The 23,201-nt window shown below is 68.7% G+C and carries 18 protein-coding genes; 10 read left to right on the top strand and 8 right to left on the bottom strand.

The window, feature by feature from the left end:
- Positions 1-19 precede the first annotated feature (19 nt).
- Positions 20-2,215: a YccS family putative transporter gene (yccS, locus tag DK254_RS02150; RefSeq protein ID WP_109931887.1), complete on the top strand. Its 2,196-nt coding sequence runs from the start codon at positions 20-22 to the stop codon at positions 2,213-2,215.
- Positions 2,216-2,222: 7 nt separating this feature from the next.
- Here yccS and DK254_RS02145 read toward each other — a convergent pair whose 3' ends face one another.
- The 8 genes from DK254_RS02145 to rpmE form a co-directional block, all read right to left on the bottom strand.
- On the bottom strand, positions 2,223-2,951 hold the full coding sequence (locus DK254_RS02145; protein WP_109931885.1) for an ABC transporter substrate-binding protein: 729 nt from the start codon (positions 2,949-2,951) through the stop codon (positions 2,223-2,225).
- Between the two features lie 47 nt (positions 2,952-2,998).
- Positions 2,999-3,772 carry a phosphatase PAP2 family protein gene (locus DK254_RS02140; RefSeq protein WP_109931883.1) on the bottom strand — a complete coding sequence of 258 codons (774 nt, stop codon included), beginning with the start codon at positions 3,770-3,772 and terminating at the stop codon, positions 2,999-3,001.
- 94 nt (positions 3,773-3,866) lie between these two features.
- The gene (locus DK254_RS02135) at positions 3,867-4,634 is read right to left on the bottom strand and encodes a slipin family protein (protein WP_109931881.1); all 768 of its coding nucleotides are present in this window, start codon (positions 4,632-4,634) and stop codon (positions 3,867-3,869) included.
- Entirely contained in the window at positions 4,631-5,980 is a 1,350-nt protein-coding gene (locus DK254_RS02130; protein ID WP_109931879.1) for a nodulation protein NfeD, read from the bottom strand. The genes DK254_RS02135 and DK254_RS02130 overlap by 4 nt, the downstream gene beginning before the upstream one ends.
- Positions 5,981-6,496: 516 nt before the next feature.
- Positions 6,497-7,765, bottom strand: a complete 1,269-nt coding sequence (locus DK254_RS02125; protein ID WP_109931877.1) for a malic enzyme-like NAD(P)-binding protein — start codon at positions 7,763-7,765, stop codon at positions 6,497-6,499.
- A 105-nt stretch (positions 7,766-7,870) separates the two neighbouring features.
- Positions 7,871-9,322 (bottom strand): M48 family metalloprotease, encoded by a 1,452-nt coding sequence (locus DK254_RS02120; protein ID WP_371921090.1) that lies wholly within the window; start codon positions 9,320-9,322, stop codon positions 7,871-7,873.
- Positions 9,319-10,125 (bottom strand): thermonuclease family protein, encoded by an 807-nt coding sequence (locus DK254_RS02115; RefSeq protein WP_109931873.1) that lies wholly within the window; start codon positions 10,123-10,125, stop codon positions 9,319-9,321. Before DK254_RS02115 ends, DK254_RS02120 begins: the two co-directional genes overlap by 4 nt.
- A 22-nt stretch (positions 10,126-10,147) precedes the next feature.
- Complete coding sequence (gene rpmE / locus DK254_RS02110) at positions 10,148-10,363, bottom strand: 50S ribosomal protein L31 (protein ID WP_109931871.1); 216 nt, start codon at positions 10,361-10,363, stop codon at positions 10,148-10,150.
- Positions 10,364-10,586: 223 nt separating this feature from the next.
- Between rpmE and DK254_RS02105 the strand changes: the two genes are divergently transcribed.
- The 9 genes from DK254_RS02105 to phaC (DK254_RS02065) all read left to right on the top strand — a co-directional run.
- A complete protein-coding gene (locus tag DK254_RS02105) occupies positions 10,587-12,806 on the top strand; it encodes a primosomal protein N' (RefSeq protein WP_109931869.1) in 2,220 nt (739 codons plus the stop codon).
- Positions 12,807-13,004: 198 nt separating this feature from the next.
- Positions 13,005-14,744, top strand: coding sequence for an arginine--tRNA ligase (gene argS / locus DK254_RS02100; RefSeq protein WP_109931867.1), 1,740 nt, complete (start codon positions 13,005-13,007; stop codon positions 14,742-14,744).
- A 6-nt stretch (positions 14,745-14,750) separates the two neighbouring features.
- A complete protein-coding gene (locus DK254_RS02095) occupies positions 14,751-15,557 on the top strand; it encodes an SPOR domain-containing protein (RefSeq protein WP_109931865.1) in 807 nt (268 codons plus the stop codon).
- Positions 15,558-15,713: 156 nt separating this feature from the next.
- Positions 15,714-16,250, top strand: a complete 537-nt coding sequence (gene hslV, locus DK254_RS02090; RefSeq protein ID WP_089392892.1) for an ATP-dependent protease subunit HslV — start codon at positions 15,714-15,716, stop codon at positions 16,248-16,250.
- 29 nt (positions 16,251-16,279) lie between these two features.
- Positions 16,280-17,620 (top strand): ATP-dependent protease ATPase subunit HslU, encoded by a 1,341-nt coding sequence (gene hslU, locus DK254_RS02085; protein ID WP_109931863.1) that lies wholly within the window; start codon positions 16,280-16,282, stop codon positions 17,618-17,620.
- Between the two features lie 284 nt (positions 17,621-17,904).
- The gene (locus DK254_RS02080) at positions 17,905-18,276 is read left to right on the top strand and encodes a gamma-butyrobetaine hydroxylase-like domain-containing protein (RefSeq protein WP_109931861.1); all 372 of its coding nucleotides are present in this window, start codon (positions 17,905-17,907) and stop codon (positions 18,274-18,276) included.
- Between the two features lie 397 nt (positions 18,277-18,673).
- Positions 18,674-20,353, top strand: a complete 1,680-nt coding sequence (phaC, locus tag DK254_RS02075; RefSeq protein ID WP_109931859.1) for a class II poly(R)-hydroxyalkanoic acid synthase — start codon at positions 18,674-18,676, stop codon at positions 20,351-20,353.
- Positions 20,350-21,360, top strand: a complete 1,011-nt coding sequence (gene phaZ, locus DK254_RS02070; RefSeq protein ID WP_256595777.1) for a poly(3-hydroxyalkanoate) depolymerase — start codon at positions 20,350-20,352, stop codon at positions 21,358-21,360. The genes phaC (DK254_RS02075) and phaZ overlap by 4 nt, the downstream gene beginning before the upstream one ends.
- 178 nt (positions 21,361-21,538) lie before the next feature.
- The coding region (gene phaC / locus DK254_RS02065; RefSeq protein ID WP_109932929.1) for a class II poly(R)-hydroxyalkanoic acid synthase at positions 21,539-23,201 on the top strand (1,663 nt) is incomplete at its 3' end.

Genomic DNA, 23,201 nt, shown 5'->3' with positions numbered 1-23,201 from the left:
TCGGAAGTCCCCGACGCGCATGCTTTCCTCCCCGTTGTTCGAGTCCCTGCGGCGCCTGTGGGCGCTGGACAAGTTCGCCTACAGCCTGCGGGTGACCATCGCCCTGGCCGGGGCCATGGCCGCCTGCCTGCTGCTGGGCCGCACCGAGCTGGTGATCCCGCTGTTCCTGGGCATCATCGCCAGCGCCCTGGCCGAGACCGACGACCACTGGCTGGGCCGCCTGCAGGCGCTGCTGGTGACCCTGGTGTGCTTCCTCATCGCCGCGCTGGCGGTGGAGCTGCTGTTCCCCTACCCCTGGCTGTTCGTCGGCGGCCTGGCCCTGTCGGCCTTCGGCATGACGCTGCTGGGCGCGCTGGGCGAGCGCTATGCGGCCATCGCCTCGGCCACGCTGATCCTGTCCATCTACACCATGATCGGCGTCGACCAGCGCGGCGGCGCCCCCGGCGACCTGTGGCAGGAACCGCTGCTGCTGGTGGCCGGCGCGGCCTGGTACGGCGCGCTCTCGGTGCTGTGGAACGCGCTCTTCGCCAACCAGCCGGTGCAGCAGGTGCTGGCCCGCGCCTACTTCGAGCTGGGCGAGTACCTGAAGATCAAGTCGACGCTGTTCGAGCCGCTGCGCCAGCTCGACGTCGAGGGCCGGCGCCTGGCCCTGGCGCGGCAGAACGGCCGCCTGGTGGTGACCCTCAACCAGGCCAAGGAGACCATCCTCAGCCGCCTCAGCCACGGCCGCCCGGGGCCCAAGCTGAGCCGCTACCTGAAGCTCTACTTCATCGCCCAGGACGTCCACGAGCGCGCCAGCTCCTCGCACTACCCCTACAACCGCCTGGCCGAGGCCTTCTTCCACAGCGACGTGCTGTTCCGCTGCCAGCGCCTGCTCAACCAGCAGGGCAAGGCCTGCCAGGCGCTGTCGCGGGCCATTCGCCTGCGCCAGCGGTTCGACTACAACGACAGCGAGCAGGCCCTGGCCGACCTGCAGGCCTCGCTGGAATACCTGCGCCAGCAGGGCAACCCGGCCTGGCGCTCGCTGCTGCGCTCGCTCGGCGCCCTGGCCGCCAACCTCGCCACCCTGGACCAGAAGCTCAGCGGCGCGAGCAACCCCGACGCCCTCGCCGAGGAACAGGACAGCGCCCTGCTGGACCGCTCGCCGCGCTCGCTGCGCGACGCCTTCGAACGCATCCGCCAGCAGCTCACGCCCACCTCGCTGCTGTTCCGCCACGCCCTGCGCCTGGGCCTGACGCTGACTGCCGGCTATGGGGTGCTGCACCTGATCCACCCAACCCAGGGCTACTGGATCCTGCTGACCACGGTGTTCGTCTGCCAGCCCAACTACGGCGCCACGCGCATCCGCCTGGTGCAGCGGATCCTCGGCACCCTGGTCGGCCTGGTGGCCGGCTGGGCGCTGATCGACCTGTTCCCCAACCCGCTGGTGCAGTCGCTGCTGGCGGTGGTCGCCGGGGTGGCCTTCTTCGCCACCCGCAGCACCCGCTACACCCTGGCCACCGCGGCCATCACCCTGCTGGTGCTGCTGTGCTTCAACCAGGTGGGCAACGGCTACGGGCTGATCCTGCCGCGCCTGTTCGATACGCTGCTGGGGGCCTTCATCGCCGGCCTGGCGGTGTTCCTCATCCTCCCCGACTGGCAGGGCCGGCGCCTGCACAGCCTGGTCGGCAACACCCTGGCCTGCAACGCCCGCTACCTGCGCGAGGTCATGCAACAGTACGCCAGCGGCAAGCGCGACGACCTGGCCTACCGCACCGCCCGGCGCAACGCCCACAACGCCGACGCCACCCTCTCCACCACGCTGTCGAACATGCTTCTGGAGCCGGGCCACTTCCGCAAGGACGCCGAGCTGGGCTTCCGCTTCCTGGTGCTCTCGCACACCCTGCTCAGCTACCTCTCGGCCCTGGGCGCGCACCGCGACCGCCTGCCGGAGTCGCCGGCCAACGCGCTGATCGACGAGGCGGCCGCACAGCTCACCGCCAGCCTCGACGACATCGCCGCCAGCCTCGCCCAGCGCCGCCCGGTGGCCATCCACAGCGACGCCGAGGAAGACCTGGCCAAGCGCCTGGAACAGGTGCCCGAAGAGCTGGAAGACCCACAGCGCCTGGTCCAGACCCAGCTGGCGCTGATCTGCCGCGAGCTGGCGCCGCTGCGCAGCCTGGCCGCGCACCTGCTGAAGAAGGAAATCGGCGCCGAGCAGGAAGCGGCCGCCTGAGCCCGGCTCAGGGCCCGCGCAGGCTCATGAAGGCGTCGTAGCTACCGTCCTCGCGCATCAGCCGCAGTTCGCGATTGAAGTCCTCGACTATCTGCGCATGGCGCGGGTTGGCGCGGCTGACCAGGATGTGCAGCGGGTTCTCCGCCAGCGGCTGGGGCAGGAACTCCAGCTTGTCGCGCTCGGCCCTGAGGTCGTGCTCGAGGATGTAGCGGGCGGTCCACTCGTCCTCCAGGGTCAGCTCGACACGCCCGGCCACCACCATCATCGCGGCGTTGGGGAAGGACAGCACCGGCACCTTGTTCAGCCGGCGATCCTCGTTGAACTCCGGGGTGTAGCTGTAGCCGCGGACCACGGCGATGCGGAAGGGATAGAGGTCGGCCAGGCGGTCGAAGACGATGGGCGAGCCCTTGCGCTTGAGAAAACGCAGGCGGTTCACCAGGTAGGGCTCGGAATACTGCCCGAAGGCTTCGCGCTCGGCGCTGTACCAGGAGTCCACCAGCACGTCGTACTCGCCGTTGCGCACCCCGTGCAGGGCGCGCGGCCAGGGCACCTCGGCGTAGTGGATGGCGTAGCCGGCGCGGGTCAGCGCGGTGCTGACGAAATGCACCGCCAGGCCGCGGCCGGGCATCTGCGCGTCGGCGTAGGGCGGCCAGCGGTCGGCGACCAGGTTCAGCGGCTCCTCGGCCTGGGCGCAGAGCGGCAGGAGCAGGGCGATCAGCAGGGCACGCAGCAGCATGGCTCTCCTTGCAAGGCCCGCGCCCCGCTGCTGGCGAGCGGGCGGACTCAGAACAGCATCGCCGCGCGTAGGCTCATCCCTCCACCCGCTTCAGGCAGGACACCGAAGGAATAGGCACTGTCTGGCGACCCCTCAAGGAACAGATTGTAGGTGAAGTTGGCGGCGAGGTTGCCCACCGCCATGCCCACCAAAGTATCGGTCGGGTAGTGCTTGGAGCCTTCCACCCGGGCCAGGGCGGTCAGCCCGTCCACCGTGTAGAGCCCGGCCTTGGCGGTGAAGCGCAGGGTCGGGTCCATGTCGATGTAGTCCAGGTTGCGCCGGGTGAAGCTGTTGTGCACGGCGGTCACGGCCGTGTGCTTGGAGGGGAAGGAGTCGTCGGGAATGCCGTCGGGGCGGTCGCGCCCGGACACCTCCTTCCACTCCTCCACCAGGCCGGTCACGGCGTAGCGGTCGGTGGCCAGCAGCGCCAGGTTGCGCCCGCGCCAGCTCCACTTCTCCTCCCCCTCGCTGCCCTTGGGCGCGGCCAGCAGGCCGGTGACCACGCTCAGCGCGGTGCTGGCGTTGAGCATGTGGTCGGCGGCGGAGTTGGCGTCGCCGCCGAACAGCCATTCGTGGTTGGCCGCGGACTTCTGCCACTTGTGGTCCCAGTTGCCGGCGGCGATCACCGCGGCGCCGGCCACCGGCGCCCAGGTGCCGGGGTCGAGCACGGCGCGCTGGGCGGAGTCGCCGACGCGCGACCAGCTCATCTGAGGAGCGCCGGCGCAACCGGCGACGAGGGCGGATGACAGCAGGGTCAGGGCCGCGAGGGTACGGTAGCTCATGGTTTCCCCCCGTAACCCGTCCGCAAGGGGACGGTAACGAATTTTCAGAAAACCTAGAGGGTAGACGCCTCAGCCCTATCCGACATGCCTTCAGTCAATTCTTAGTCTGTCCGTTTGTTTCGAGCAGCCCCTTGAGCAGGTCGATGGGCATCGGGAAGACGATGGTGGAGTTCTTGTCGCCGGCGATGCTGCCCAGCGTCTGCATGTAGCGCAGCTGCATGGCGCCGGGCTGGCGGGCCAGCATCTCGGCAGCCTGCATCAGCTTCTCCGAGGCCTGCAGCTCGCCCTCGGCGTGGATCACCTTGGCCCGCCGCTCGCGCTCGGCCTCGGCCTGGCGGGCGATGGCGCGGACCATGGACTCGTTGAGGTCGACGTGCTTGATCTCGACGTTGGCCACCTTGATGCCCCAGGCATCGGTCTGCGCATCCAGCACCTTCTGGATGTCGACGTTCAGGCGCTCGCGCTCGGCCAGCATCTCGTCCAGCTCGTGCTTGCCGAGCACCGCGCGCAGCGTGGTCTGGGCCAGCTGGCTGGTGGCGGCGAGGAAGTTCTCCACCTGGATGATGGCCTTCTGCGGGTCGAGCACGCGGAAGTACACCACCGCGTTGACCTTCACCGAGACGTTGTCGCGGGAGATCACGTCCTGCGGCGGTACGTCGAGCACCACGGTGCGCAGGTCGACGCGGACCATCTGCTGCACCACCGGGATCACCAGCACCAGGCCGGGGCCCTTGACCTTCCAGAAGCGGCCGAGCTGGAACACCACCCCGCGCTCGTATTCGCGCAGGATGCGCAGGGCGCTGGCCACCAGCATCAGCAGCAGGACCAGTGCCACCAGCAGTCCGAAGGGAATACCCATCAGTCACCTCCCGATTCGTCGTCGGCCGCCACCTCCAGGCGCAGGCCGTCGCGCGCCAGCACCTTCACCCGCTGGCCGGCGCGCAGGGTCCGGGCGCAGCGGACCTGCCACTGTTCGCCCTGCAGTTGTACCCAGCCGGCGTGGGCATCCTCGTCGGCCACCGCATCCACGGTCGCCAGGCTGCCCACCAGGCCCGCCGCGCCGCTCACCACCTGGCGCCGCCGGCTCTTCAGCGCCACGCCCAGCACCCCGGCGATGAACAGCGCGCTCACCGTGGCCACGCCGAGGATCAGCCCCAGGGGAATGCCGAAGCCCGGCGCCTCGGTGTCCAGCAGGATCAGCCCGCCGATCACGAACGCGGCGATGCCGCCGATGCCCAGGCTGCCATAGCTGGGTACGAAGGCCTCGGCGGCCATGAAGGCCAGGCCGAGGACGATCAGCGCCACCCCCGCGTAGTTCACCGGCAGCAACTGCATGGCGTAGAGCCCGAGCAGCAGGCAGATGCCGCCGAGCACGCCGGGCAGCGCAAGGCCCGGGTTGGCGAATTCGAAGATCAGCCCGTACACGCCGATCATCAGCAACAGCAGCGCCACGCTGGGGTCGGTGATCACCGCCAGCAGGCGGGTGCGCCAGTCGGCCTGGTGTTCGACCCAGGCGAGGCCGGCGCTGTGGAGGGTCACCGCCTGCCCCGCCACCTGCACCTTGCGCCCGTCGATGGCGCGCAGCAACTGGTCGAGGTCGCCGGCCTGGAGCTCGACCACCTTCTGCTTCACGGCTTCCTCGGCGGACAGGCTGACCGCCTCGCGCACCGCGCGCTCGGCCCATTCGGCGTTGCGCCCGCGCAACTGCGCCAGGCCGCGGATGTAGGCCGCCGCATCGTTGATCTGCTTGCGCTTGAGGGTGTCTTCCTCGCGCGGGGCCTGCTTGCCATCCTTGCCCTGCGGCGTATCCGGCGTGGAGGGTGCTCCGCCGATCTGCACCGGGGTGGCGGCGCCCAGGTTGGTACCCGGGGCCATGGCGGCGAGGTGGCAGGCGTAGAGGATGTAGGTACCGGCGCTGGCCGCCCGCGCGCCACCGGGGGCGACGTAGCCGACCACGGGAATGGGGCTGGTGAGGATCGCCTTGACGATGTCGCGCATGGCGCTGTCCAGCCCGCCCGGGGTGTCCAGGCGCAGCACCACCAGCGGCGCCCCCTCGTCCGCGGCACGCTGCAGGCCGCGCACCAGGTAGTCGGAAGTCGCCGGGCCGATGGCCCCGTCCACCGTCAGCACCACCGCCGGCGGGGCCGCCAGCGCCCCGGCCGCGAACAGCAGCAGGCAGAAAGCGCAACGGCGAATCAGCGTGGACATGGCACGCCTCCCCGGCCAGGGCCGAAGCGGCGCCGCGGCGAATGAAGTGACGGCGCCTTCCTACAGCATAGTCCCCTGGCCCGCGGTGCCCGTGGCAGGCTGTTGCAGGGTGTTTTGCTGGAGAACGCCTAGCCGGCTTCTCGTAGGAGCGAGCTTGCTCGCGAAGGGGCCCCCCGGTGATTCCGCTGCCTTGGCTTGGCTCCGCTCCCTCTCCCTAACCCTCTCCCTGAAGGGAGAGGGGACCGTTCGGAGTGCGCTGATGTTTCGGCGTTAGCCGGCTAGCACAGGGACTACCGGCTGAAACCAAGCCTTCTCTCGGCACGGACTAGCCCCCTCTCCCTTCAGGGAGAGGGCTGGGGAGAGGGTACGGAGGTCAGCCCGACTACATGGCTGCCGGCCTGCACCCTTCGCGAGCAAGCTCGCTCCTACAAGAGCCCAGAAACGAAAACGCCGTTTCCCCCTCACGGAAGAAACGGCGCTTTTGCCTTCGGCCTCAGGCCGAAGAGAGCGGCCCGGTCAGCCCTTGAACACGTCTTCCACCGACTGCAGCGGATAGTGTTTCGGGTACGGCAGGGTGGCCACGCCGCTCTCGATGGCGGCCTTGGCCACTGCATCGGAAACCACGGTGATCAGGCGCTTGTCCATGGGTTTCGGGATGATGTACTCACGGCCGAACTCCAGGGAGGACACGCCGTAGGCCTCGCACACGTCCTTGGGCACCGGCTCCTTGGCCAGGTCGCGCAGGGCCAGGGCGGCGGCGATCTTCATCTCTTCGTTGATGCGGGTGGCGCGCACGTCCAGGGCACCGCGGAAGATGAAGGGGAAGCCCAGCACGTTGTTCACCTGGTTCGGGTAGTCCGAACGGCCGGTGGCCATGATCACGTCGTTGCGGGTGGCGTGGGCCAGTTCCGGCTTGATCTCCGGGTCCGGGTTGGAGCAGGCGAACACGATCGGGTTCGGCGCCATGCGCTTGAGGCCTTCGGCGCTCAGCAGGTTGGCGCCGGACAGGCCGACGAACACGTCGGCGCCGTCGAGGGCGTCGTCCAGGGTGCGCTTGTCGGTCTCGGTGGCGAACACCGCCTTGTACTGGTTCAGGTCGGTGCGGCCGGCGTGGATCACGCCCTGGCGGTCGATCATGTAGATGTTCTCGACCTTGGCGCCGATGCTCACCAGCAGCTTCATGCAGGAGATGGCGGCGGCGCCGGCGCCCAGGCAGACGATCTTTGCGCTTTCCAGGTTCTTGCCGGCGATTTCCAGGGCGTTGAGCATGCCGGCGGCGGTGACGATGGCGGTGCCGTGCTGGTCATCGTGGAACACCGGGATGTCGCACTGCTCGATCAGCGCGCGCTCGATCTCGAAGCACTCCGGCGCCTTGATGTCTTCCAGGTTGATGCCGCCGAAGGTGATGGAGATGCGCTTGACGGTGTCGATGAAGGCCTGCGGGCTCTCGGCGTCGACCTCGATGTCGAACACGTCGATGCCGGCGAAGCGCTTGAACAGCACGCCCTTGCCTTCCATGACCGGCTTGGAGGCCAGCGGGCCGAGGTTGCCCAGGCCGAGGATGGCGGTGCCGTCGGAGATCACCGCGACCAGGTTGCCCTTGCCGGTGTACCTGTAGGCCAGTTCGGCGTCACGGGCGATCTCGCGGACCGGCTCGGCCACGCCCGGGCTGTAGGCCAGCGACAGGTCGCGGGCGGTGACGGTCGGCTTGGTCAGCTCGACGCTGAGTTTCCCAGGGCGGGGTTGCGCGTGATATTCGAGGGCAGCGGTCTTGAGATCAGACATTTTTGGCACTTCCGCTTTATTGCTTTGTTGGACAGACGGGCGACCGAGCATACGCGGGAAGAAAGCGCCTGCCAAGATAGCTTCAGGGCTGTGGTGTCAATGCTGCTAACGCACGATTTTCAACCATTCCCCGGGTTTTGGCTGACCAGTTGGATACAAATCGTTGAGCAATCGTATACGAGAAATCGCGTCAGATTCCGGCTCGTTTCCGCCCTTTGCCAGCTGTTCCAGGCCTTGCCCGGCCTTCACCTGGACCAGTTGCAGGCGCCGCGGCTCGGCCAGTTTCCGTTCGTCGGCGCGCAGCGGGCGGAAACTGCGGATCACCGAGAGGAACTCGGCGTCGCGGCTTTCCAGCGAGGCGCGGCCTTTGACCACACCCACGAACAGGTAGGCGCCCTGGTCCTTGTAGATCACCGCCACGCGCCGCGCGGGCGAACCGGGGATCACCGCGGCGGCGCCCTTCAGGCCGGCCTGGTTCAGTTCCTGCTCGTCGGCCAGGCGGCCGCCGGCGCCCTTGCGCAGGTAGTCCAGCGGGCTCAGCTGGCCATCGCGCGGCACCAGCTTCATGCCGATGTAGGCCTGCTGGTCCTCGGGGTAGCCGATCAGCGCGGTGGGCTGGTTGAGCATGCCCCAGCCGGTGGGATAGCTGAGGGTGAAGCCCAGTTCGCCGTGGTAGAAGCTTTGCCCGCGGCGGATGCCGGACTCGGCGGAATCGCCGAAGGGCATGCCGTCGATGGCCTTCAGGTAGCGGTCGCGGCCGACCTCCTGCTGCCCGCCGGCCAGGGCCTGGGCCGGGCCCAGCACCTCCTGCAGGCGCCGGTCGTTGTCCGGGTGGGTGTCGAACAGGCCGTGGTAGCCCACCGGCTGCACCGCCTCGCCCTTGGCCTGGGCGACCTGGCGGGCGTAGTCCTCCTGGTTCTTCAGCACCCGCACCACCTGGATCATCGCCTTGGGGTCGTAGCCGGCGCGGGCCAGGTACTTGGCACCCAGGCCGTCGGCCTGCAGCTCCATGTCGCGGCCGTAGCCGCGCACCACGGCGGTGCCCAGGACGTTGGTCAGGTCGCCGGCGGCGCTGACCCCGGTGCCGATGGCCACGGCCGCGCCGAGCACGTTCCAGGCGCTGGCCTGGCTCTGCTGGCGCACGCTGTGACGGGCGGTGACGTGGCCGATCTCGTGGCCCAGCACCGCGGCCAGCTCGGCTTCGGAATTCAGGTAGGCCATCAGCCCGCGGTGGATGTAGATGTAGCCGCCGGGCAGGGCGAAGGCGTTGATGTCGGGGCTGTCGACCACGGTGAAATGGTACTGCAGGGTGGGCCGGTCGCCGACCCGGGCGACGCGCTCGCCCACCTGCTGCACGTAGGCCTGGAGCTTCTCGTCGGCGTAGCGCGGGTACTGCTTGGCCGCCTCCTGGCTGGCCTGGCGGCCGAGGGCCAGCTCGTCCTGCTCGCTCATGGTGACGAAGTCGGTCTCGCCGGTGGCGGGGTTGACCGCGCAGCCGCCCAGCACGCCGCTCAGCGCGAACAGGCAGGTCAGCAACAGCATCCTTGTCGGGGTCATGGCAGCAGCTCCAGCATGGCCGGGTCGGTGATGGGCAGCATCCAGCGTGCCTGCCCCGGTTTTACTGCGCCCCGTGCGGCGCGGTCAATCACCCAGCCGCGCGCCTCCAGGGTGCGGCCCGGGAGGGCGTCGAGGGTGCGCTTGTCGAAGGCCCTGACCAATTGCGGCGCGATGCGCAGCACCAGCGGGCCGTCCATCTCCAGCCACAGCCCGCCGCGGTTGCGCTGCACCTGGGCGACGCGCCCGCGGACGATGGCGAAGCCGCTCTGCCGCAGGGCCTGGGCATCCTGCACCGGCGGGCGCTTCCACAGCCCGCGGCCGGCCTTGCGGGCCTCACGCTCGGCGGCCTGCTGGCAGGCGGTCAGCTCGGTGTTGGGCGCCACCGCCACCAGGTAGCCCAGGCCTTCGGCCAGCAGTTGCGCCTCTATGTTGTTGCCCTGGCGGTCGTAGAGGTGCGCCAGGGTGCGACCGTAATGGTCCTTGGCCTGGCGTCCGAGCTGCAACCCTAATTCGCCGTCGTTGGCCGCCACCAGGGCCTGCAGGCGCTGCCGCGCGGCCTCGGCGAAGGGCTCGGTGCTGCGCCCGCCGTGGGCCAGCTCCGGGGCGTTGACGCCGATCAGGCGCACGTTGCGGCCGTCTGCCAGCCTCAGCGTATCGCCATCCACCACCCGTGCCACGCGCACCGTGTCGGCACCGCCGGGCGCCGGGCAGGAGGCCGCCTGCGCCTGCGCGCCCAGGCAAATCGCGAGCACAAAAAAGGCGCCCCGCAGGGGCGCCTTTTTCAGCAGATCGGGAAAGGCCATCGGGCTTTTCCGGAAATCGCTATTACTTCTTGCCACCGAACATGGCGAAGCGCTGGTTGAAGCGGTCGATACGACCACCGGTGTCAACCACTTTCTGCTTGCCGGTGTAGAACGGGTGGCACTCGGAGCACACGTCCAAGTGGATGCCTTTGCACAGGGTCGAACGGGTCTTGATCACGTTGCCGCAGCTGCAGGTGGCTTCGATGTCTTCGTAAGCGGGATGGATTTCCGGTTTCATCTTGAACTTCCTCAGGTAGGGGTGCCGCCACCCAGTCTCTGTCAGAAGCCGAGCCACGATCGACGAGGACCGCAGGCGGGATCTATTTACCGGGCACCGCACGCAAATTAAGGGCGTGGATCATACCAGAGACGCGAATCAACGCAAGCCGGCGCATCGACCGACCGTCGCCGCCACCGGCAAATGCTAACATCCCCGCTCCCGCCGCCTCGGAAACCGCCGCGTGCCCCAACCCAGCATCCTGCGCCTCGCCCTGCCCTCGCCGCTGCGCCGCCTGTTCGACTACCTGCCGCCGCGCGGGGTGGACCCCCGGCACCTGCAGCCCGGCGTGCGCCTGCGCGTGCCCTTCGGCCGCCGCGAGATCGTCGGCGTGCTGGTGGAGCTGGCGGACACCTCGGAAGTGCCCGAGGACAAGCTGCGCCCGGCGCTGGCCGTGCTCGACCGCGAGCCGCCGATGCCGGCGCACCTGCTGGAGCTGTGCCGCTGGACCGCGCAGTACTACCAGCACAGCCTGGGCGACACCCTGTCCTGGGCCCTGCCCAACCTGCTGCGCCAGGGCGAGCCGGCCGAGGCGCGGGTGCAGCGCTTCTGGCTCGCCGCCCCCGGGGCGCGCCTCGACGACCCGCGCCTGGCCCGCGCGCCACGCCAGCGCCAGGCCCTGCAGACGCTGCAGCAGCACCCCCACGGCGTGCTCCACGAACTGCTCGGCCAGCTGGACATCAACAAGGACAGCCTCGACCTGCTGGTGGAAAAGGGCCTCGCCACCCAGGAGAGCCGCCGCCACGTGCCGGCGGAGCACCACGGCGGCTGGCTCGCCCAGGCCGAGCTACCGCTCAACGCCGAGCAGCGCGCCGCCTGCGAGGCCGTGCGCGCCGGCTTCGGCGCCTTCCACAGCTACCTGCTGGCCGGCGTCACCGGCAGCGGCAAGACCGAGGTCTACCTGCAGTTGATCCACCAGGTGCTGGAGGCCGGCAAGCAGGCGCTGGTGCTGATCCCGGAGATCAACCTCGGCCCGCAGACCCTCAGCCGCTTCGAGCGCCGCTTCAACGCGCGCATCGCCCTGCTGCACTCGGCGCTGACCGACCGCGAGCGCCTGGACGCCTGGCTGGCGGCCCGCGACGGCGAGGCGGACATCGTCATCGGCACCCGCTCGGCGCTGTTCACCCCGCTGAAGAACCCGGGGCTGATCATCATCGACGAGGAGCACGACGCCTCCTATAAACAGCAGGAAGGCCTGCGCTACCACGCCCGCGACCTGGCCCTGGTGCGCGCGCGCCTGGAGAAGGTGCCGATCCTGCTCGGCTCGGCCACGCCCTCGCTGGAAAGCCTGCACAACGCCGCCAGCGGCCGCTATGGCCTGCTGCGCCTGACGCAGCGCGCCGGCGGCGCCCAGGCGCCGAAGTTCCAGCGCCTGGACGTGAAGAGCCTGCCGCTGGACGCCGGCCTGTCGATGCCGCTGCAAAGGGCCATCGGCGAGACCCTCGGCGCCGGCCAGCAGGTGCTGGTGTACCTGAACCGCCGCGGCTTCGCCCCCACCCTGCTGTGCCACGACTGCGGCTGGATCAGCCAGTGCCCGCGCTGCGACGCGCGCATGACGCTGCACCAGGGCTCCGGCGAGCTGCGCTGCCACCACTGCGACCACCGCGAGCGCCCGCCGCGCCAGTGCCCCAAGTGCAACCAGCTGGACCTGCGCCCGGTGGGCGCCGGCACCGAGCGCGCCGAGGAACGCCTGCGCATCCTCTTCCCCGACTACCCGGTGCTGCGCATCGACCGCGACAGCACCTCGCGCAAGCACGCCATGCGCGACCTGTTCGCCACCATCAACAAGGGCGAGCCGTGCATCCTGGTGGGCACCCAGATGCTCGCCAAGGGCCACCACTTCCCGCGGGTGACCCTGGTGGCCATCCTCGACGCCGACGGCGGGCTGTTCTCCGCCGACTTCCGCGCCAGCGAGCGCATGGCCCAGCAGATCGTCCAGGTCGCCGGCCGCGCCGGGCGCGCCGAGGAGCCCGGGCGGGTGCTGATCCAGACGCACCTGGCCGACCACCCGCTGCTGGTGCAGCTCACCGAGCAGGGCTACTTCGCCTTCGCCGACCAGGCCCTCGCCGAACGCCGCGCCGCCGGCCTGCCGCCCTTCTGCCACCTGGCCCTGCTGCGCGCCGAGGCGCACAAGCCGGGCCAGGCCGAAGGCTTCCTCGAAGAAGCCTGCGCCGAGGCCGAGCGCCTGCAGGCGCAGCTGGGCAGCGAGGTCGAGCTGCTCGGCCCGGTGCCGGCGCCCATGGAACGCCGCGCCGGCCGCTTCCGCGCCCAGCTGCTGCTGATGAGCAGCGCCCGCGTACCGCTGCACCGCCTGCTGTCGTGCTGGCTGCCGATCCTCGAAACCATGCCCGGCGGGCGCCAGGTGCGCTGGTCGCTGGACGTCGACCCGATCGATTTATTTTAGAAAGCGGCTGCAGGCTGCAAGCGACAGGCTGCAAGCGAAAAGCGTGTGGGCATGGCGGAAATCAAGGCCCGGAAGGGCTTTTGCTTGTAGCTTGCTGCTTGAAGCTTGCCGCTGCGCCCCCCGGGCGCCGATAATGCGCGGTTCTGAGCCAGATATGCGGTCGCCGCCCCGAGTTGCGCGCGAGCACGGAGAAAAGCCATGAAAGACACCATCCGCCAGCTGATCCAGCACGCCCTCGCCAGCCTCGTCGAGGACGGTACCCTGCCGGCCGGGCTGACCCCGGACATCCAGGTCGAGACCACCAAGGACCGCAGCCACGGCGACTACGCCAGCAACATCGCCATGATGCTGGCCAAGCCCGCCGGCATGAAGCCGCGCGACCTGGCCACCAAGCTGGTCGCCGCGCTGCCGGCCAACCCGCAGGTGGCCAAGGTGGACATCGCCGGCCCCGGCTTCCTCAACTTCTTCCAGGACCAGGCCTGGCTGGCCGCCAGCCTCGACGCCGCCCTGCGCGACGACCACCTGGGCGTGCGCAAGGCCGGCCCGGCGCAGCGCGTGGCCGTCGACCTGTCCTCGCCGAACCTGGCCAAGGAGATGCACGTCGGCCACCTGCGCTCGACCATCATCGGCGACGCCGTGGCCCGCGTGCTGGAGTTCCTCGGCGACACCGTGATCCGCCAGAACCACGTCGGCGACTGGGGCACCCAGTTCGGCATGCTGCTGGCCTACCTGGAAGAGCAGCCGGTGGACGCCCAGGCCGAGCTGCATGACCTGGAAGTCTTCTACCGCGCCGCCAAGAAGCGCTTCGACGAGTCAGCCGAGTTCGCCGACCGCGCCCGCGAGCTGGTGGTCAAGCTGCAGGCCGGCGACGCCGAGTGCCTGCGCCTGTGGACGCGCTTCAACGAAATCTCCCTGTCGCACTGCCAGAAGGTCTACGACCAGCTCGGCGTGAAGCTGACCATGGCCGACGTCAAGGGCGAGAGCGCCTACAACGACGACCTCGCCAACGTGGTCGACGAGCTCAAGGCCAAGGGCCTGCTGACCGAGGACGACGGCGCCCTGTGCGTGTTCCTCGACGAGTTCAAGAACGCCGAGGGCAACCCGCTGCCGGTGATCGTGCAGAAGGCCGGCGGCGGCTACCTGTACGCCACCACCGACCTGGCCGCCATGCGCTACCGCCACAAGGTGCTGCACTGCGACCGCGTGCTGTACTTCGTCGACCAGCGCCAGGCCCTGCACTTCCAGCAGGTGTTCGAGGTGGCCCGCCGCGCTGGCTTCGTCCCGGCCAGCATGGACCTGGAGCACATGGGCTTCGGCACCATGAACGGCGCCGACGGCAAGCCCTTCAAGACCCGCGACGGCGGCACCGTGAAGCTGATCGACCTGCTCGACGAAGCCGAAGAGCGCGCCTACACCCTGGTCAAGGCCAAGAACCCCGAGCTGGGCGACGACGAGCTGCGCCACATCGCCCATGCCGTGGGCATCGGCGCGGTGAAGTACGCCGACCTGTCCAAGCACCGCACCAGCGACTACAGCTTCAACTTCGAGCAGATGCTCAGCTTCGAGGGCAATACCGCGCCCTACCTGCTCTACGCCTACACCCGCGTGGCCAGCATCTTCCGCAAGCTGGGCAAGGGCTATGACGAAGTCGGCGGCCAGATCGTCCTGGAAGCCCCGCAGGAACAGGCCCTGGCCGCGCAGCTGGCGCAGTTCGGCGACCTGCTCAACAATGTGGCGCTCAAGGGCGTGCCGCACATCCTCTGCGCCTACCTGTACGAACTGGCCGGGCTGTTCTCCAGCTTCTACGAGCACTGCCCGATCCTCACCGCACAGACCCCGGAGCAGCAGGAAAGCCGCCTGAAACTGGCCGCACTGACGGGCCGCACCCTCAAGCAGGGCCTGGAGTTGCTGGGCCTGGAAACCCTGGAACGCATGTAACCCTCCATGGCGAAGAAGAAACCCGCTCCCAAGCGCGGCGCCAGCCGCTACCAGGCCCCGGCCAAGAAGACCTCGGTCCCCGGCTGGGTCTGGCTGGTCGCAGGCCTGGCCATCGGCGGCTTCATCATGTTCCTGATGAAGCTGGAACCGGGCCGCAACGAAGTCCGCCGGGAAAAACCCGAGCAGCAGAAGCCGGGCATCGCCCAGGGCACCAAGCCGGCCACCCCGGCGCAGCAGCCCTCGGCGGTGGCGGTGAAGCCCAAGTACGACTTCTACACCCTGCTGCCGGGCTCGGAAGTGGTGGTGCCGCCGGAAGCCGTGCCGGAGAAGCCGCAGACGCCGACGGTGGTCAGCACCCCGGAGGAAGCGGCGAAGATCGACGCCGCCCGCGCCCAGGCCGCGCTCAACGGCCAGGTCCCGCCGCCGCCCGCGGTGGTCAAGCCAGCCACGCCGCCGGCGCAGCCGCAGCAAGCGGCAACGGCGCAGCAGCCCGCCACCCAGGCCAAGGCCACGCCCCCGGCGACAGCCACGGCCCCGGCGAGCAAGCCGATCGCCCCGCCGGCGGTGGCCGCCACCCAGTTCTTCCTGCAGGCCGGCTCGTTCCGCAAGCAGGCCGACGCCGACCGCGTACGCGCCCAGGTGATCCTCCTCGGCCAGAGCGCGCGGGTGGAATCCGGCGCGGTGCGCGACGAGACCTGGTACCGGGTGATGGTCGGCCCCTACAGCGACCGCGCCCAGGTCTCGGCGGCGCAGAAGCAGCTGTCGGCCAACGGTTTCAGCAACCTGCTGTTACAGCAGCGCCAGACCCGCTGAAGCCCCGCGCGGGCCCGCCCCCCGGCGGGTTCGCGCGGCACTCGCCGGGCAGCGCCGGAAAGGTACGTCCGTCACCCCGCCTTGAAGGCCGCGTCCTTCATCCCCATATGACTCCGCATTCGGGCACCAATGCCCCGCTGTGTGGAGAACTCCCCCTTGACCACTATCGTTTCTGTCCGCCGCAACGGCAAAGTCGTCATGGGCGGCGACGGCCAGGTTTCCCTTGGCAACACCGTCATGAAAGGCAACGCGAAGAAGGTCCGCCGCCTCTACCACGGCCAGGTGCTGGCCGGTTTCGCCGGCGCCACCGCCGACGCCTTCACCCTTTTCGAGCGTTTCGAGCAGCAGCTTGAAAAACACCAGGGCCACCTGGTCCGCGCCGCCGTCGAACTGGCCAAGGACTGGCGCACCGACCGCTCCCTGAGCCGCCTGGAAGCCATGCTGGCGGTGGCCAACAAGGACGCCTCGCTGATCATCACCGGCAACGGCGACGTGGTCGAACCCGAGCACGGGCTGATCGCCATGGGCTCCGGAGGCGGCTTCGCCCAGGCCGCGGCCATGGCCCTGCTACAGAAGACCGACGAGAGCATGGGCGCCCGCGAGATCGCCGAGACCGCGCTGAACATCGCCGGCTCCATCTGCGTGTTCACCAACCAGAACCTCACCATCGAGGAGCTCGACAGCGCCGTCTGAGGCCCTGTCGCTCCGGAGTAGCCGAACAAATGTCCATGACTCCCCGCGAGATCGTCCACGAACTCAACCGCCACATCATCGGCCAGGACGACGCCAAGCGCGCCGTGGCCATCGCCCTGCGCAACCGCTGGCGGCGCATGCAGCTGCCGGCCGAGCTGCGCGCCGAGGTGACGCCGAAGAACATCCTGATGATCGGCCCCACCGGCGTCGGCAAGACCGAGATCGCCCGGCGCCTGGCCAAGCTGGCCAATGCCCCCTTCATCAAGGTGGAAGCGACCAAGTTCACCGAGGTGGGCTACGTCGGCCGCGACGTCGAGTCGATCATCCGCGACCTGGCCGATGCCGCGATCAAGATGCTCCGCGAGCAGGAAGTGCAGAAGGTCAAGTACCGCGCCGAGGACGCCGCCGAGGAACGCATCCTCGACGCCCTGCTGCCGCCGGCGCGCACCGCGGGCTTCGGCGACGAGCCGGCGCGCGAGGACTCCAACACCCGCCAGCTGTTCCGCAAGCGCCTGCGCGAGGGCCAGCTGGACGACAAGGAAATCGACGTGGAAGTGGCCGACGTCCCGGCCGGCGTGGAAATCATGGCGCCGCCCGGCATGGAGGAGATGACCAACCAGTTGCAGAACCTGTTCTCCAACATGGGCAAGGGCAAGCGCAAGACGCGCAAGCTGAAGGTCGCCGAGGCCATGAAGCTGATCCGCGACGAGGAAGCCCAGCGCCTGGTCAACGAAGAGGACCTAAAGGCCCGCGCCCTGGAGGCGGTGGAGCAGAACGGCATCGTCTTCATCGACGAGATCGACAAGATCGCCAAGCGCGGCAACGTCGGCGGTGCCGACGTTTCCCGCGAGGGCGTGCAGCGCGACCTGCTGCCGCTGATCGAGGGCTGTACCGTCAATACCAAGCTGGGCATGGTCAAGACCGACCACATCCTGTTCATCGCCTCGGGCGCCTTCCACCTGTCCAAGCCCAGCGACCTGGTGCCGGAACTGCAGGGCCGCCTGCCGATCCGCGTCGAGCTCAAGGCCCTGACCCCGGACGACTTCAAGCGCATCCTGCGCGAGCCGCACGCCTCGCTCACCGAGCAGTACACCGCGCTGCTGAAGACCGAGGGCCTGGATATCGCCTTCGCCGACGACGGCATCCAGCGCCTGGCGGAAATCGCCTGGCAGGTCAACGAGAAGACCGAGAACATCGGCGCCCGCCGCCTGCACACCCTGCTGGAACGCCTGCTGGAGGAAGTCTCCTTCGACGCGGCCGACCTGGCCAGCGAGCACAGCGACAAGCCGATCGTGATCGACGCCGCCTACGTCAACGGCCACCTGGGCGAGCTGGCGCAGGATGAGGATCTGTCGCGGTATATTCTTTAAGAGCGGCGGCAAGCTGCAGGCTACAAGCTGCAAGCAAGAGCCGGTGGCCCTCGCCGTCGTAGGATGGCGTTGAGCGCAGCGATACCCATCACCACCGCTGCAGGCAAGAGCGACGAGCTGATCCCCCTGTAGGAGCGAGCTTGCTCGCGAACCCAATCCGGCTCCGTGCCAACCCGGTTTGCGAGCAAGCTCGCTCCTACGAAGAGCCTCGCCACGCTCTTAGCCTGTAGCCTGTAGCCTGTAGCCTGTAGCCTGTAGCCTGTAGCCTGTAGCCGGAGTTTCCCATGCACATTCCCTCTGCCATCCAGCTGCACAAGGCCTCGCGCACGCTCACGCTGAAGTACGGCGAGCAGTCCTATGACCTCTCCGCCGAATTCCTGCGCGTGCATTCGCCCTCGGCCGAGGTGCAGGGCCATGGCAACCCGATCCTCCAGGTCGGCAAGCTGAACGTCGCCCTGGTCGGTTTGGAGCCGGCCGGGCAGTACGCGCTCAAGCTGACCTTCGACGACGGCCACGACAGCGGCCTGTACAGCTGGGACTACCTCTACCAGCTGTGCACCCGCAAGGACCAGCTGTGGGCCGAGTACCTCGCCGAGCTGGCCGCCGCCGGCAAGTCCCGCGACCCCGACGAGTCGGTGGTCAAGCTGATGCTCTGAACCCACCTTTGCGCCGGTTTACCGGCCGCCGCCGCGCCAGCATCCTCCTGCCCCCGATCAGGGCACGTCATTTGCAACATTCGCCCTGCACACTGGAAACCGCGTGTTTCCTGTGTCCGGGCTGCGGACGAGCGAGCGCTCTAGGGCGCGTTTTCTAATCTTTCGCGACATACTCGGGCGCAGGGAACCACGCTGCACCAGCTTGCGCGGCGGGAGAATCTCGGGTAACCAAGTCAGTGCAACGCCGTTGCAGACGCGGGCCCCGGACCCCCAGCGATGCCGCCAAGTGTTGACATGCGTGGAGCCTGCTCCACGTTCCGCTAACCCGAGCAGTACTTGGCCCGTCACCTAGGTGCAGCCCCGCCAGTATTCGTCTCAGGACAATGGAGCGTCGCCGATGACCGAAAAGAAGAACAACGATCTGTCCCAGCAAGCCGCGGAAAACACCCTGAACCTCAACCCGGTGATAGGCATTCGCGGCAAGGATTTGTTGTCCACTGCCCGCATGGTGCTGCTGCAGGCCCTCAGGCAGCCCTTCCACAGCGTCAAGCACGTCGGCCATTTCGGCCTGGAGCTGAAGAATGTCCTGCTCGGTACCTCGGACCTGCGCCCGGCCGACGACGACCGCCGCTTCAACGACCCGGCCTGGAGCCAGAACCCGCTGTACCGCCGCTACCTGCAGACCTACCTGGCCTGGCGCAAGGAGCTGCACCAGTGGATCGGCAACAGCGACCTGTCGCCCCAGGACATCAACCGCGGCCAGTTCGTCATCAGCCTCATGACCGAAGCCATGGCGCCGACCAACACCCTGAGCAACCCGGCCGCGGTCAAGCGCTTCTTCGAGACCGGCGGCAAGAGCCTGCTCGACGGCCTCAGCCACCTGGCCAAGGACCTGGTGAACAACGGCGGCATGCCCAGCCAGGTCAACATGGGCGCCTTCGAGGTCGGCAAGAACCTGGCCACCACCGAAGGCGCGGTGGTGTTCCGCAACGACGTGCTGGAGCTGATCCAGTACCGCCCGATCACCGAGAGCGTGCACGAGCGCCCGCTGCTGGTGGTGCCGCCGCAGATCAACAAGTTCTACGTCTTCGACCTGTCGCCGGAGAAGAGCCTGGCGCGCTTCTGCCTGCGCAACCAGGTGCAGACCTTCATCGTCAGCTGGCGCAACCCGACCAAGGCCCAGCGCGAATGGGGCCTGACCACCTACATCGAGGCGCTCAAGGAAGCCATCGACGTGGTCCTGGCCATCACCGGCAGCAAGGACCTGAACATGCTCGGCGCCTGCTCCGGCGGCATCACCACCGTCACCCTGCTCGGCCACTACGCGGCCCTGGGCGAGGAGAAGGTGCACGCCTTCACCCAGATGGTCAGCGTGCTCGACTTCGAACTGGACACCACCGTCGCCCTGTTCGCCGACGAGAAGACCCTCGAGGCCGCCAAGCGCCGCTCCTACCAGTCCGGCGTGCTGGAAGGCAAGGACATGGCCAAGGTGTTCGCCTGGATGCGCCCCAACGACCTGATCTGGAACTACTGGGTCAACAACTACCTGCTGGGCAACGAGCCGCCGGCCTTCGACATCCTGTTCTGGAACAACGACACCACGCGCCTGCCGGCCGCGCTGCACGGCGAACTGGTGGAGATGTTCAAGACCAACCCGCTGGCCCGCCCCGGTGCGCTGGAAGTGGGCGGCACGCCCATCGACCTCAAGCAGGTCACCTGCGACTTCTACTGCCTGGCCGGCCTCAACGACCACATCACCCCCTGGGAAGCCTGCTACCGCTCGGCGCGCCTGCTCGGCGGCAAGTGCGAGTTCATCCTCTCCAACAGCGGGCACATCCAGAGCATCCTCAACCCGCCGGGCAACCCCAAGGCACGCTTCATGACCGGCCCGGACCTGAGCGTCGATCCCAAGACCTGGCAGGAGAATTCCAGCAAGCACGCCGACTCCTGGTGGCTGCACTGGCAACAGTGGCTGGCCGAGCGCGCGGGCAAGCTGAAAAAGGCGCCGACCGCCCTGGGCAACAAGGCCCACCCGGCTGGCGAAGCATCCCCCGGCACCTACGTACACGAACGATGAAGACAGAAAACCTACCCGAAGCCACGCCGGAACGGCAGGTGCCAGCGCAACCCGAGCCGGCGCCGCCGGCCGCGCGTCGCCGCAAGGCACGCGCCTCCGCCCCGGAAGCCGAAGCGCAGCAACCGGCCGAGGCCCGCGCACGCGTGCTCGCGCCGCAGCCCTTCATATTCCGCACCATCGACCTGGACGGGCAGACCATCCGCACCGCCGTGCGGCCGGGCAAGGGCCACATGACGCCGCTGCTGATCTTCAACGGCATCGGCGCCAACCTGGAGCTGGTGTTCCCCTTCGTCGCCGCGCTGGACCCGGACCTGGAGGTGATCGCCTTCGACGTGCCCGGCGTCGGCGGCTCGTCCACGCCGAGCACGCCCTACCGTTTCCCCGGCCTGGCCAAGCTGGCGGCGCGTATGCTCGACTACCTGGACTACGGCCAGGTCACCGCCATCGGCGTGTCCTGGGGCGGCGCCCTGGCCCAGCAGTTCGCCCACGACTACCCCGAGCGCTGCAAGAAGCTGATCCTGGCGGCCACCGCCGCCGGGGCGGTGATGGTCCCGGGCAAGCCCAAGGTGCTCTGGCGCATGGCCAGCCCGCGGCGCTACATCCAGCCGTCCTACGGCGCGCACATCGCCCCCGACATCTACGGCGGCGCCTTCCGCCGCGACCCGAAGCTGGCCATGGCCTTCGCCGCCAAGGTGCGTTCCTCGGGCAAGCTGGGCTACTACTGGCAGCTGTTCGCCGGCCTGGGCTGGACCAGCATCCACTGGCTGCACCACATCCGCCAGCCGACCCTGGTGCTGGCCGGCGACGACGACCCGATCATCCCGCTGGTGAACATGCGCCTGCTGGCCTGGCGCATCCCCAACGCGGAGCTGCACGTGATCGACGATGGCCACCTGTTCCTGGTGACCCGCGCCGAGACGGTGGCGCCGATCATCATGAAGTTCCTCGCCGAGGAACGGCAGCGCGCGGTCATGCACCCGCGGCCGTTCGCCCCCAAGGCCGGCTGACCCCCGGCCTGGATCATCGCCTCGTAACAGTGCACGTTCATCGTCGATGGCCGGCAGGCGCGTCGATTCGTGCCTATGCTTCAGCTCTTGCGCGCGTCAGGAACGCGCCTGCGCCGATTCTGGTACGGGCCTTGCTGCGCCCGACTCACGACGGTTCTTTTCCCAGGGAGCGCTGCACATGCGAGAGAACTCCAGCACCGGCAGGCTGCCGGCCCCCGCCGACTTCATGAACGCCCAGAGCGCCATGGTCGGCCTGCGCGGCAAGGACATGCTGTCCACCCTGCGCCAACTGGCCTTCCAGGGCATGCGCCGGCCACTGCACAGCGCCCGCCACCTGGCGGCCTTCGGCAAGCAGATGGGCCACGTGCTGCTGGGCGACTCGCCGCTGCAGCCCAACCCCCAGGATGCCCGCTTCCAGGACCCGTCCTGGCGCCTCAACCCCTTCTACCGGCGCACCCTGCAGGCCTACCTGGCCTGGCAGCAGCAGTTGCTGGCATGGGTCGACGAAAGCGACCTGGACGGCGACGACCGCACCCGCGCGCGCTTCCTGCTGTCGTTGTTCGCCGACGCCATGGCGCCGACCAACAGCCTGATCAACCCGCAGGCGGTCAAGGAGCTGTTCAACACCGGCGGGCAGAGCCTGCTCAAGGGCGGCCGCCACCTGCTCGACGACCTGCTGCACAACGGCGGCATGCCCAGCCAGGTCAACAAGCACGCCTTCGAGGTCGGCCGCAACCTGGCCACCACGCCGGGCGCCGTGGTGTTCCGCAGCGAGGTGCTCGAACTCATCCAGTACAAGCCCCTGGGCGAGCACCTGCACGCCAAGCCGCTGCTGATCATCCCGCCGCAGATCAACAAGTACTACATCTTCGACCTGAGCCCGGAGAAGAGCTTCGTCCAGTACGCCCTGAAGAACAACCTGCAGCTGTTCATGGTCAGCTGGCGCAACCCCGACGCGCGCCACCGCGAATGGGGCCTGTCGACCTACGTGAAGGCCCTCGACGAAGCCATCGAGGTGGCCCGCTCGATCAGCGGCAGCCGCAGCGTCAACCTGATGGGCGCCTGCTCCGGCGGCCTGACCATCGCCGCGCTGCAGGGCCACCTGCAGGCCCGCCGGCAGCTGCGCAAGATCGCCAGCGCCACCTACCTGGTGAGCCTGCTGGACAGCCAGGTGGAAACCCCGGCAGCGCTGTTCGCCGACGAGCAGACGCTGGAAAGCACCAAGCGCCGCTCCTACCAGCACGGCGTGCTGGAGGGCAAGGACATGGCCAAGGTGTTCGCCTGGATGCGCCCCAACGACCTGGTGTGGAACTACTGGGTCAACAACTACCTGCTGGGCAAGCTGCCGCCGGCCTTCGACATCCTCTACTGGAACAACGACAACACCCGCCTGCCGGCCGCCCTGCACGGCGACTTCCTCGACTTCTTCAAGCACAACCCGCTGGCCCGCCCGGGCGCCATGGAGGTGTGCGGCACCTCCATCGACCTGAAGAAGGTGGCGGTGGACAACTTCCACGTCGCCGGCATCACCGACCACATCACCCCCTGGGACGCGGTCTACCGCTCGGCCCTGCTGCTGGGCGGCGACAGCCGCTTCGTGCTGTCCAACAGCGGGCACATCCAGAGCATCCTCAACCCGCCGGGCAACCCCAAGGCCTGCTACTTCGAGAACGGCAAGCTCAGCTCCGACCCGCGCGCCTGGTACTACGACACCCAGCGCCAGGAAGGCAGCTGGTGGCCGCTGTGGCTGGCGTGGATCCAGGAGCGCTCGGGCGAACGCCGGCCGGTGAGCTTCGAACTGGGCAACGCCGAGCACCCGCCGATGGAAGCGGCGCCGGGGA

Source organism: Pseudomonas sp. RW407, from assembly GCF_003176655.1.
GTDB classification, from domain to species: Bacteria; Pseudomonadota; Gammaproteobacteria; order Pseudomonadales; family Pseudomonadaceae; genus Pseudomonas; species Pseudomonas delhiensis.
The sequence above is the reverse complement of the archived record's forward strand: the minus strand, read 5'-3'. Positions and strand labels throughout refer to the sequence as shown.

Bases quoted from the DNA above. Each gene is read 5' to 3' on its own strand.
- yccS (WP_109931887.1), top strand. From the start codon at position 20: ATGCTTTCCTCCCCGTTGTTCGAGTCCCTGCGGCGCCTGTGGGCGCTG.
- DK254_RS02145 (WP_109931885.1), bottom strand. From the start codon at position 2,951: ATGCTGCTGCGTGCCCTGCTGATCGCCCTGCTCCTGCCGCTCTGCGCC.
- DK254_RS02140 (WP_109931883.1), bottom strand. From the start codon at position 3,772: ATGAGCTACCGTACCCTCGCGGCCCTGACCCTGCTGTCATCCGCCCTC.
- DK254_RS02130 (WP_109931879.1), bottom strand. From the start codon at position 5,980: ATGTCCACGCTGATTCGCCGTTGCGCTTTCTGCCTGCTGCTGTTCGCG.
- DK254_RS02125 (WP_109931877.1), bottom strand. From the start codon at position 7,765: ATGTCTGATCTCAAGACCGCTGCCCTCGAATATCACGCGCAACCCCGC.
- DK254_RS02120 (WP_371921090.1), bottom strand. From the start codon at position 9,322: ATGACCCCGACAAGGATGCTGTTGCTGACCTGCCTGTTCGCGCTGAGC.
- DK254_RS02115 (WP_109931873.1), bottom strand. From the start codon at position 10,125: ATGGCCTTTCCCGATCTGCTGAAAAAGGCGCCCCTGCGGGGCGCCTTT.
- rpmE (WP_109931871.1), bottom strand. From the start codon at position 10,363: ATGAAACCGGAAATCCATCCCGCTTACGAAGACATCGAAGCCACCTGC.
- argS (WP_109931867.1), top strand. From the start codon at position 13,005: ATGAAAGACACCATCCGCCAGCTGATCCAGCACGCCCTCGCCAGCCTC.
- DK254_RS02095 (WP_109931865.1), top strand. From the start codon at position 14,751: ATGGCGAAGAAGAAACCCGCTCCCAAGCGCGGCGCCAGCCGCTACCAG.
- hslU (WP_109931863.1), top strand. From the start codon at position 16,280: ATGTCCATGACTCCCCGCGAGATCGTCCACGAACTCAACCGCCACATC.
- DK254_RS02080 (WP_109931861.1), top strand. From the start codon at position 17,905: ATGCACATTCCCTCTGCCATCCAGCTGCACAAGGCCTCGCGCACGCTC.
- phaC (WP_109931859.1), top strand. From the start codon at position 18,674: ATGACCGAAAAGAAGAACAACGATCTGTCCCAGCAAGCCGCGGAAAAC.
- phaZ (WP_256595777.1), top strand. From the start codon at position 20,350: ATGAAGACAGAAAACCTACCCGAAGCCACGCCGGAACGGCAGGTGCCA.